We start from the raw sequence: 10,306 nt of genomic DNA, 5'->3' as shown, positions 1-10,306 counted from the left end.
GCTTGAACTTCTGGATCTTGCCGGTCGCCGTGCGCGGGATCGAGTCGCGGAACTCCACGGACGTCGGCGCCTTGTACCCGGCGAGCCGCTCCTTGCAGTGTTTGATCAACTCGGCCTCGGAAACGTCGGCGGAGCGCACGACCAATGCCTTGATCGTTTCACCCCATTTCTCATGAGGCACGCCGATCACCGCGACCTCGGCGACGGCCGGGTGCGAGAACAGGCAGTCCTCGACCTCGATGGACGACACGTTCTCACCGCCGGTGATGATCACGTCCTTCTTGCGGTCCGAGATCGTCAGGTAGCCCTCGTCGTCGAAGAAGCCGCCGTCACCGGTGCGGAACCAGCCGTCCTCGATGGCGTCGGAGGTCGCCTCCGGGTTCTCCCAGTAGCCCTCCATCACGACGTTCGACCGCGCGAGCACCTCACCGTCCGGCGAGATCCGCAGCTGCGCGCCCAACGCCGGAGCGCCTGCCCGCGACTGCTTGCGAGCCTTCTCCTCACCCGACGGGCCCGGCTGGGCGCGGTTGAAGGTGAGCAGCGGCGCCGTCTCGGTCAGGCCGTAGATCTGCAGGAACTCCCACCCGAGCTCCTCGGTCACCCGCTGGATCGTGCGCGAGGGCGGCGGCGCACCGGCACACACGATCCGTACGCGATCACGGCCGGGAATCTCGCCGTCCCACGACTGAGCAGCCTCCAGCACGGCGTTCCACACGGCCGGTGCGCCGCACATCAGCGTGACGCCGTGGTCGCGCACACGACGCAGGATCTCGGCGCCGTCGACCTTGCGCAGCACCACCTGCGGCACACCGAGACCCGCGAGCCCGAACGGCATTCCCCAGCCGTTGCAGTGGAACATCGGCAGCACGTGCATGTACACGTCGCCTTCCCACGCACGCGTGTGCATGGCGAACGTGACCGCGTTCAGCCAGATGTTGCGGTGCGTGAGCTGCACGCCCTTGGGTCGCGCGGTGGTGCCGGACGTGTAGTTGATCGTGGCGGTCGCGTCCTCCGAGGGCGCGCTCCACGGCCGTGGCTCCGCATCGAACCGGAGCAGCGACTCGGACTCCTCGCCGAGCGTGAACCGATGCGGGGCCACGACATCGCCGAGTTCCAGCTCCGGGTCGACGAACAACGCCGAAGCACCGCTGTGCTCGACGATGTACTTCACCTCGTCGGGTCGCAGGCGAAAGTTCACCGGCACGCAGATCCGCCCGCTGCCGGGCAACGCGTGCAGCAGCTCGAGCATCCGCGCCGAGTTGTGGCTGACGACGGCGACCCGCTCGCCCTCGCCGACGCCCAGAGCGTCGAACCCGGCCTGCCACGCGCGTACACGGGTCGCCATCTCCGCATACGTCGTCGTCTCGACCGGCTTGGCCGGCTGGTCGGGTTCGTCGATGGTCGCGGTCGTCGCCGCGAACGCGAACGACGCCCGGTCCAGGAAGTCCGTGGTGATCAGCGGTACGCGCATGGTCCGACCCTACGACCAGGTGCTCGGATCTCCCCAGGACGAGAATCGCGCTCCCCCGGATGGAGGAACCGAACTGAGGTCGGGAAGCACCTCGCCGACGGGTTCGTGCAGGACAACGGCCGCGAGAGAGTCGTACGGCGTCGGTTCGGCGTTGCAGATGATCACTTGGGCACCAGCACGCGCCGCGAGTGGCACGAGCCCGGCCGCGGGTTGCACGGAGAGCGACGTTCCGGCCACCAGCAGCACATCGCAGTCCAGGGCGGCGAGCCGGGCGCGGCGCAGCACCTCGCCGTCGAGCTCCTGCCCGAACGAGATCGTGGCGGACTTGAGGATTCCTCCGCACCGCAGGCAATCCGGCTCTGGTTCCCCTTCGCCGACACGCTTCAACGCGTCGCGCATCGGGCCCGTGGCGCCACATCCGAGGCACACCGTGGCGTGCAACGTGCCGTGCAGCTCCAGCACCCGATGCGGATCCGAGCCCGCTTTCTGGTGCAGGCCGTCGATGTTCTGCGTGACGACCGTGCGCAGCCGTCCTGATCGTTCGAGCTCCACCAACGCCTTGTGCGCCGCGTTGGGCCTGGCCGTCCACACCGGACTGTCGAGGCGCAGCCGCCAGGCGAGCCTGCGCACCTCGGGATCGGAAAGATAGGTCTCGAGCGAAGATGCGCGCCCCGCGTCGGCGTCGCGCGTCCACAACCCGTCCGGCCCGCGGAAGTCCGGGATGCCCGAATCGGTGGAGACTCCGGCGCCCGTCAGCACGGTGATCCGGTGCGCGGAGGCGACCAGCGCCCGTGCCGCTGTGCACGCCTCCGTTGCCATCGGGTCACACTAGTCCGGTGCGCAGCGCAGTGGGAGCCGCCATCGCGGCAGTGGGCCTGGTCACTTCGATCGTCGGAACCTTCTTGCCGTGGCTGAAGTCCGGCATGACCACGAGGGACAGTTACGAGGTGCTCTCGCTGCGTGATCTGGCCGGGTTGGACGGGGTGGCGGGCGGCGTCGTGACGTCGGTCTGGGTGGGACTCACGCCTCTCGCCATGATCGCCGCGGTCCTCTACGTGGTCCGATTTCGACGAATTGCCGCGTGCATCGGTCTGCTCTTTGGCACGATCAGTGGAACCGTGGCCCTACTAGCCGCGGTCCAAGGGGATAGCAAGGGTGCATTGGTCGGAATCAGCATCGCCGGACCGGCCGTCACCCTCGCCGGTGCCGTACTGACGATCGTGGGGGCGATCACGGTGCTCACCTCCAACAGGCGCAGCGCAGTGATTACTTCGGGAGGGAATCCGTGAGCTACCCAGGTGGCGGCGGCGGCCAGTGGCAGCCGCAGAACAACCCGCAGCAGGGCGGCTATCCGCAGCAGGGTGGCTACCCCCAGCAGGGCGGTTACCCGCAGCAGCCCCAGCAGCCGGGTGGGTACCCGCAGCAGGGCGGCTACCAGCAGGGTCCCCCGCAGACCGGGCCGCAGGGGTTCCCCCAGCAGGGCTACCCCCAGGGTCCGCCGCAGACGGGTCCGCAGGGTTTTCCGCAGCAGGGCTTCGACCAGCAGCCGTACGGCTACGCCCCGATGGGTGGCGAGCCGCCGAAGAAGAAGCGCACCGGCCTGGTCATCACGGCCGTCGTCGCCGTGCTGCTGCTCGTGGGCGGCGCTGTCACGTTCTTCGCGCTGAAGAAGTCCGACCCGGCGGCGAACGCGGGCCAGGACACCCCGGCCGTCGCGGCGAAGAACCTCATCGAGCAGCTCGGCAGCGGTGACGTCGTCGGCATCACGGCGTCGCTGGCGCCCGCCGAGGCCGCGTTGTCGAAGGACTACCTGGACTCGATGACGAAGGAGATGAAGCGTCTCCAGATCCTCAAGCCCGACGCCGACCCGAACAAGATGTCGGGCATCGAGTTCAAGAGCGAGAACATCAAGTTCGACGAGGCCAAGGCCGAGAAGATCAACGACCACCTCACCATCAACAAGCTGGTCGAGGGCAAGATCACGGTCACCTCGGACGTCTCGAAGGTCCCGCTGACCGACAAGCTGATGGACGCGATCGGCGACAAGGTCAGCCTGACCAAGTCCGAGACGAAGACCTGGGACATCACCGCCGAGGTCCAGAAGCGCGGCACGCCGATCGGCATCGCGACGATCAAGGTCGGCGACGAGTGGTACCCGAGCGCCTTCTACACCATCGCGAACGTCGCGCTGGAGGAGGAGAAGCTCAAGTGGCCGCAGCAGGGTTTCGCGCCGCAGGGTGCGGGTTCGGCGCAGGACGCGGCCAAGCAGCTCGTCACCGCGGCGATGGACGGTGACCTGAAGACGGTCATCTCGCTGCTGCCGCCGGACGAGGCAGGTGTGCTGCAGGACCTCGGCCCGTTGCTGCTGGAGCAGGCGGGCAAAATGGGCCCGACCGGTGCCAAGCTGAACGAGCTGGAGACCGACGTCAAGGACGTGACCGGCGGCAAGCAGGTCACCATCAAGAAGCTGTCGGTGACGGTCGAGGGCGAGACGGTCTCGATCGCGCGTGACGGTGACTGCTACTCGGCCACGGTGCCCGGCCAGGGCGCGCAGAAGCTGTGCGCGGACGAGATCACGCAGCTGATGAACCAGCAGGGCGGTGGCAAGATCCCGGCCGCGGCGGTCGAGGTCATCGGCCGGGTCGCCGCGTCGGTCATGAAGACCGGTGTCGGCGTGGTCGCGACCGAGGTCGGCGGCAAGTGGTACGTGAGCCCGGTCCGCTCGTACTACGAGCTGGCGCTGACGGTGTTCCGCGGCTTCGAGCCCAAGGACGTCGACGCGCTGATCGAGCTGCTCAAGAAGTAAGTTCTCGCAGGTCTCGCGGCCCTGTCACGGCGCAACAGCGCGGTGACAGGGCCGTGGCAGTTCGTGGGCCGAGTGTTGCCGTCATGGACACACAGGTTCTGATCATCGGTGCCGGCGCGACCGGCCTCACCCTGGCCCTCGACCTCGCCCGCCGCGGCGTGCCGTTCCGCATCGTCGACGCCGCGCCGGCCCCGTTCGCCGGGTCGCGCGGCAAGGGCCTGCAGCCGCGGTCGATGGAGGTCTTCCACGACCTGGGCGTGATCGAGCCGGTACTGGCGTCCGGCCGGTTCCACATGCGGCACCGCCACTACAAGGGCCGCGAAGTGCTGCGCGAGTGGGACATGCACGAGGGGCGCGAGAGCACGGTCGAGCGTCCGTACGGCAGCACCATGCTGATCCCGCAGTTCCGGGTCGAGCAGATCCTCCGCGACGCGCTGCCCGCCGGCACGGTCGAGTACGGGATGCCCCTGACGTCGTTCTCGCAGGACTTCGACGGTGTGACCGCGGTGGTCGGCTCGGAGACCGTGCGGGCCGCCTATCTGGTGGGCTGCGACGGCGGGAAGTCGTTCGTGCGCAAGCGTCTCGGCGTGCAGTTCGTCGGCGAGACGTGGGAGGACCAGCGGATGCTCGTCGGCGACATCCGGGTCTCGGGGCTCGACCGCGAGTTCTGGCACGGCTGGTCCACCGACGACGGCCAGTGGCTCGGCCTGTGCCCGTTGCCCGGCACCGATCTCTTCCAGTTCCAGGCGACCGGCGACGGCGAGCCGTCGCTCGAGCTGTACCGGCAGATCGTCCGCGAGCGCACGGGCCTGGACGACCTCGTGCTGGAGGACGCGACGTGGATGTCGTTGTACCGCACCAACATCCGCATGGTCGACCGGTTCCGCGTCGGCCGCGTGTTCCTCGCGGGCGACTCGGCGCACGTCCACTCCCCCGCCGGCGCGCAGGGCATGAACACCGGCATCCAGGACGCCTACAACCTGGGCTGGAAGCTCGCCATGGAAACCCTGCTCGACACCTACGAGTCCGAGCGCAGGCCCGTGGCCGAGTGGCTGCTGGGCATGACGACCGAGATCATGACGTCCGGGAACCCGTTCGAGAAGCGCGACGACCAGACCCTGCAGCTCTCGTTGTCGTACCGGACCTCCGACGGCCCTGGCTTGCAGCCCGGCGACCGCATGCCCGACGGCGTCTTCGCCGAGGGCCGGATCTTCGACCTGTTGCGAGGCCCGGACTTCGTGACGCTCGACCTGCCCGACGGACCGGTGCTGGTCCGCCCGGACGGCTACGTCGCCGCCATCGGCAGGTCAGCGATCGACGCCTACTTCGGCGCGAACCCGGTCACGCAACTCCACCACCGTCGGGTCGCTGCTGGGGCCGCCGCGTAGCCGTTCCGCCTCGTCCAGGGCCTCCCCCGCAGTCCGGGGGTCGCCCTGGGCGAGCAGCCAGTCCGCGTACCACTCCAGGATCATCGCGCGGGCGGGCCCGTCGGCACTCGCCTTGACCGTGTCGAGCGCCTTCCGGTGTTCCTCCCCCGCTTGCCGCAGGTTCCCGAGGCGGGTCAGCGCGAGCCCGAGTCCGGCGTGGACGGTCGCCCTGAACTGGGTCGCGAGCGAGTCCTCCGTGGTGTGCAGCGCCTGCCGGTAGAGCTGCACGGCCTCCTCGAAGTCGCCCTTCCAGTACGCCATCTCACCGTGGACCTGCAGCACCCGCCCCTGGTCGAGGCCGCCCGGCGAGGCACGTACCCGTCCCAGGTCCTCGAGCGCCCCGTGCAGGTCCCCGATCCGGATCTTCAGCCGCGCCGTCTGCACCAGCACAGACATCGGCACCAGGACCGTGTCCGGCTCCCCCAGTTCCTCCGCGACCCTGCGCGCCTCGCTCACGGCCTGGAACCCCTCGGCGAACGCCCCGCGGTTGATCAGCACCATCACCAGGCACGACAGCCCGAACACCACGGCCCACCGGTCGCCCACCGCGCGGAACCTGTCCAGCGCCTGCCGGTACGCCGCCTCGGCCGCGGGCGCCGACCCGTCGCTGAACTCACCCGCCACCACACCCCGGATGAGCGCCGAGAACGCCCGCATCCACTCGTCCTCCGACCGCTCCAGCCGGTCCGCCAGCTGCGTGAGCCGCCCGCCGAGCTCGGCCGACCCCCAGACCTGCCCGCTCGTCAGCATCAACGCGCACAACGCCGTGGGCAGATCCGCCTCCCACAGCCTCTCCGCCGCCGCCACGGCCTCAGGCGTGCCGAGTGACGCCAGCACCTCGCTCAACGGGTCGTCCGGCGTGAGCGGCGCCCACCGGCGGATCTCCTCGAACCGCTTGGTCATCACCAGCAGGTGCCAGGTCCGCGCCGCCATCATCCGCCGCGCGATCTCCGCGTCGTGCTGCACGGCCCACGTCTGGGCGGCGTCGAGGTTGGCCCGTTCCGCGTCGAAGACCTTGAGCGCCTCGAGCTGTCGCGGCCCTCGCAGCAACGGCTCGTTCTGCTCGGCCAGCGCCACGTAGTAGGCGGCATGCCCGGCCGGATCCGTCTGGCCTTGTTCGAGCGCGTACTCCCGCACCGTCTCCAGCAGCCGGTACCGCTCCCCGGCCCTGACCACCAGCGACTTCTCGACGAGCGCCGCCAGCAGGTCCTCGGTGTCCCAGAGATCCTGATCTTGTCGGGGGTCCTGAGTACGTTGAGATGCAGGGGTTCCCAGCAAGGGGGTACCCCTGCGCGAGCCTGCGCTCGCGTCCCCAGCGCCGGTCTCAGCGAGCCCAGGCCGTGAGGAGTCCTCGGCGGCCACTGACGACGCAGGCGAACCAGCCCCACCGACCGACTCGGCCGCACCCCCGCGCAAGCCCTCCCCGCACACCGCGTGCACCGCCGCGGCCGTCGCCCCGCCCACGAAAACCCCGAGCCGCGCCAGCAACAACCGCTCGGCGCCGGACAGCAGCTCCCAGCTCCAGTCGATCACCGCCCGCAGCGTCCGATGCCGCGCCGGCCCCGTCCGCGGACCCCGATCCAGCAACCGCAACCGGCTGTCCACCCGAGCCTCGAGCTGCGCGGCCGACAACGACCGGGCCCGCGCCGCCGCCAGCTCCAGCGCCAGCGGAATCCCGTCCAGCGCAGCACAAAGCCGCCGAACCACATCAAGATCCACCGCCGACCCGACCCGAGCGGAGAACAACCGCACCGCGTGGTCGAGATCCAACGGCGACACCGGATGCACGACCTCACCCGGAATCCCCAACGGCTCCCGCGAAGTCGCCAAAACACGAACATCCGGCGCAGAAGCCAGCATCTCGACGCACAACGCGGCCGCCGAGGACACCACGTGCTCGCAGTTGTCCAGCACCACCAACGACGACCCGAGCCGCGAGAACACCGACGCGGCCAACGGATTCGGCCCCAGCGCCGCATCCAAAGCCGCCAGTGGATCAGCAGCGGAATCCAGCTCGACGAACCAGGCCGACGAAGCGGAAGCCGCGCAGGTCAAAGCCAGCCGAGTCTTCCCCACCCCGCCGAACCCGGTCAAAGTCACCAGCCGGTTGTCCCGCAACAACGAGGACAACCGCTCAAGATCCACCTCACGCCCCACGAACGACCCGACGGCAGCCGGTAGATTCCCCCGGACCGACCGCTCCCGCAACACAGTCGCGTGCGCGGAAGCCAACACCTCCGAAGGATCCACGCCGAGCTCATCAGCCAACGCGACCCGAACCCGGGCGAACACCTCCAACGCATCCGACCGCCGCCCAGCCGCGTGCAAAGCCAGCATCAGCCGAGCGGCGACGTCCTCCCGCAACGGATGCGCGGCGGCCAGAGCCTCCAGCCCGGCCAAGTCGTCCCGCAGCAACGCCAGCCGCACGCCCTCGTCAACGGCGAACGGCGCATCCTCGAAAGCAGATCCCCGCCACAACGAGGCCGAACGCGTCCGCACGAACTCCTCGACGTCGGTCGAAGCCTCCAACCGATACCCCGACGCGTGCGACGACACCGCCGAAGCACCGACGGCCCGCCGCAACCGCGCCACCAACGACTGCAACGCCGCAGCACCGTCGACAGGCACCGAGTCCGACCACAAGTCCGCGATCAGCCGCTCCGAAGCAACCACCCGGCCGGGTTCCATGGCCAGTCGCAGCAACAACCACCGCAGCCGCTTCCCCCGCACCTCGACAGGAGCGCCGGAGACGAGGACCTGCAACGGCCCGAGAACGTTGACCCGCATCAAGCCCGCCGCACACCCAACACCACAGCACCCGACACCAGGACGGCCCCGAAGACCCCGGCCCACAGCACCGCGAGCGAGAACTGGTTGTGCCCCAACACGTCCAGCACCCACCCGAGCGGCGTCCACCGTCCGAGCGGATAGGTGAACACGACGACGGCGAACACCGCCATCACGGTCCGCCCGATCGCCGTGAACACAGGCCGCGCGAACAACAACCCAACCCCAGCACCAAGCAGCGCGCACACCCCGTGCGCACCAAGCCCAGCCAGGAACTCACCGAACGTGTACGGACGCGGGCTCGCGACCACCGCCCACACCGTCGCCACCACCGCGACCCCGAGCCCGAACAGCACAGTCGTCATGGCAACGGCGGACAGAACGCGAGGCCATCCACCCGCCGACACGACGGTGATCTCCCGCCGCACCACGTCCTCGGACGTCGCCACGACCACGGCGAGCCACGCGCAGATCGGGTAGATCAACGCCGACGACCCGGAGTAGGCCGACAGCTGCGGGCCGGGGTCGTACGAGAACAACATCCCCATCACACCGAGGAACACCAGCAGCGGAGCCAGAAACCGCTGCCCGCGGAAGACATCCGCCGCGAGGTACCGCACCAGGGAGATCACCGCACGCTCCGCACCGAACATCCGAGCCGCAACGCCTCAGCGAGCACCTGGTCGCTCCGGTCCGGCGCCACCACCACCCGCGCCGACGACCCCCGCGACAACACCGACTGCACGCCTTCCAACGCCTCCAACGCATCAAGCCCCACCACGCGGCTGAGCTCGATCGTCACGTGCCCACCGGCGAGGTCCACCCGCGTGGCCGACTCGAGGTGCCCTTCGTGATCGGACACCAACGCCGTACGCCCCTCCAGCATCACGCACAACTCGGCGGCGGCCTCGGGGTCGAGCCCGGTCCACGGTTCGTCGAACACCAACAGGTCTGTGGCCAGAAACGCCTGCGCCAGCGCGACCTTCTGCGCGTTCCCCTTGGACAGTTCCGACATCGGCGCGGACAGCGAGCCGACGAACCCGAGCCGCTCCAACACGTCGTTGGCACCAGCGCCACGCACGCGGCCCATGTGCGCCAGGTACGACGAAGCGGACATCTTGACGTCAGAGGGAAACCGCTCCGGCACGTAACCGACGGAGGCCGGCCGCACCACGCGTCCGGACGACGGCTTCAACACCCCGGCGGCGATCTTGAGCAGCGTCGACTTGCCGGTGCCGTTCGCGCCGGTCAGCACCACCGTGCCGGTGACTTCCAAAGTGAGGTCGCGCAGCACCCAGGGCCCGCGCCCGTACCGCTTGGAAACCTGATCGAGGAGCACCCCGTCAAGATAACCACCCATGACCTCACTTCCGCTCGCTTTGGCGTGCATCTGGCTCGGCATGGTCGTCGCGATCTCGATCGAGGCACCGCTGAAGTTCCGCGCCCCCGGCATCACCCTGCCGCTGGGCCTCGGCATCGGGCGGCTGGTGTTCCGCGCCCTCAACGCGGCGGAGATCGTGCTCGCCACGGCCACCGCGGTCACGTTCGCGCTCGCCCCGCGCCCGCTCGCCGCCACCCTTCTGTTCATCACGCTCGCGGTCACCCTCGCCGCCCAGGTGCTGATCCTGCGACCACGACTCGAAGTCAGGGCTCAGCTCATCATCGACGGGGCGGCCCCGCCCGAGTCACGCACGCACCTCGTCTACATCGCACTCGAAGGCCTGAAAGTCCTGATGCTGACCTCTTTTGGAATCATTCTCATGTTCGGCGCGTAAAACTCTCCGTCACACAAACGCATCCAAAATCATCGTTCGA

Annotated in this window: 9 protein-coding genes; 4 read left to right on the top strand and 5 right to left on the bottom strand. The window is 69.1% G+C overall.

Going from position 1 to position 10,306, the window contains the following annotated elements; genetic code table 11:
• Nucleotides 1-1,471: class I adenylate-forming enzyme family protein (locus UK23_RS15720; protein ID WP_045312251.1), on the bottom strand; the 1,471-nt coding region annotated here is incomplete at its 3' end.
• Nucleotides 1,472-1,480: 9 nt separating this feature from the next.
• Nucleotides 1,481-2,290, bottom strand: coding sequence for an SIR2 family NAD-dependent protein deacylase (locus tag UK23_RS15715; protein ID WP_045312250.1), 810 nt, complete (start codon nucleotides 2,288-2,290; stop codon nucleotides 1,481-1,483).
• Nucleotides 2,291-2,307: 17 nt separating this feature from the next.
• On the opposite strand from UK23_RS15715, the gene UK23_RS15710 reads away from it, so the two are divergent.
• The 3 genes from UK23_RS15710 (at nucleotide 2,308) to UK23_RS15700 (ending at nucleotide 5,665) form a co-directional block, all read left to right on the top strand.
• Nucleotides 2,308-2,760, top strand: coding sequence for a hypothetical protein (locus UK23_RS15710; RefSeq protein WP_045312249.1), 453 nt, complete (start codon nucleotides 2,308-2,310; stop codon nucleotides 2,758-2,760).
• The gene (locus tag UK23_RS15705; protein WP_045312248.1) at nucleotides 2,757-4,277 is read left to right on the top strand and encodes a hypothetical protein; all 1,521 of its coding nucleotides are present in this window, start codon (nucleotides 2,757-2,759) and stop codon (nucleotides 4,275-4,277) included. The genes UK23_RS15710 and UK23_RS15705 overlap by 4 nt, the downstream gene beginning before the upstream one ends.
• Before the next feature lie 83 nt (nucleotides 4,278-4,360).
• Complete coding sequence (locus UK23_RS15700; RefSeq protein ID WP_052684699.1) at nucleotides 4,361-5,665, top strand: FAD-dependent monooxygenase; 1,305 nt, start codon at nucleotides 4,361-4,363, stop codon at nucleotides 5,663-5,665.
• Here UK23_RS15700 and UK23_RS15695 read toward each other — a convergent pair.
• Genes UK23_RS15695 through UK23_RS15685 form a run of 3 tightly spaced genes read right to left on the bottom strand, consistent with a single transcriptional unit; the run spans nucleotide 5,585 to nucleotide 9,851 of the window.
• A complete protein-coding gene (locus UK23_RS15695; RefSeq protein WP_045312247.1) occupies nucleotides 5,585-8,491 on the bottom strand; it encodes an ATP-binding protein in 2,907 nt (968 codons plus the stop codon). The genes UK23_RS15700 and UK23_RS15695 overlap by 81 nt on opposite strands.
• Nucleotides 8,491-9,123 carry a hypothetical protein gene (locus UK23_RS51585; protein WP_045312264.1) on the bottom strand — a complete coding sequence of 211 codons (633 nt, stop codon included), beginning with the start codon at nucleotides 9,121-9,123 and terminating at the stop codon, nucleotides 8,491-8,493. Before UK23_RS51585 ends, UK23_RS15695 begins: the two co-directional genes overlap by 1 nt.
• Nucleotides 9,120-9,851 carry an ATP-binding cassette domain-containing protein gene (locus UK23_RS15685; RefSeq protein ID WP_045312246.1) on the bottom strand — a complete coding sequence of 244 codons (732 nt, stop codon included), beginning with the start codon at nucleotides 9,849-9,851 and terminating at the stop codon, nucleotides 9,120-9,122. The genes UK23_RS51585 and UK23_RS15685 overlap by 4 nt, the downstream gene beginning before the upstream one ends.
• On the opposite strand from UK23_RS15685, the gene UK23_RS15680 reads away from it, so the two are divergent.
• On the top strand, nucleotides 9,850-10,266 hold the full coding sequence (locus UK23_RS15680) for a hypothetical protein (protein ID WP_045312245.1): 417 nt from the start codon (nucleotides 9,850-9,852) through the stop codon (nucleotides 10,264-10,266). The genes UK23_RS15685 and UK23_RS15680 overlap by 2 nt on opposite strands.
• Nucleotides 10,267-10,306: the final 40 nt, after the last annotated feature.

It is taken from the genome of Lentzea aerocolonigenes (assembly GCF_000955955.1).
Classification (GTDB): Bacteria; Actinomycetota; Actinomycetes; order Mycobacteriales; family Pseudonocardiaceae; genus Lentzea; species Lentzea aerocolonigenes_A.
Note: the sequence above shows the minus strand (reverse complement) of the source record. Positions and strands in the feature narration are given on the sequence as shown.

Excerpts from the sequence above, each read along its gene's own strand:
- UK23_RS15715 (WP_045312250.1), bottom strand. The coding sequence starts at position 2,290 with ATGGCAACGGAGGCGTGCACAGCGGCACGGGCGCTGGTCGCCTCCGCG.
- UK23_RS15700 (WP_052684699.1), top strand. The coding sequence starts at position 4,361 with ATGGACACACAGGTTCTGATCATCGGTGCCGGCGCGACCGGCCTCACC.
- UK23_RS15695 (WP_045312247.1), bottom strand. The coding sequence starts at position 8,491 with ATGCGGGTCAACGTTCTCGGGCCGTTGCAGGTCCTCGTCTCCGGCGCT.
- UK23_RS15680 (WP_045312245.1), top strand. The coding sequence starts at position 9,850 with ATGACCTCACTTCCGCTCGCTTTGGCGTGCATCTGGCTCGGCATGGTC.
- UK23_RS15685 (WP_045312246.1), bottom strand. The coding sequence starts at position 9,851 with ATGGGTGGTTATCTTGACGGGGTGCTCCTCGATCAGGTTTCCAAGCGG.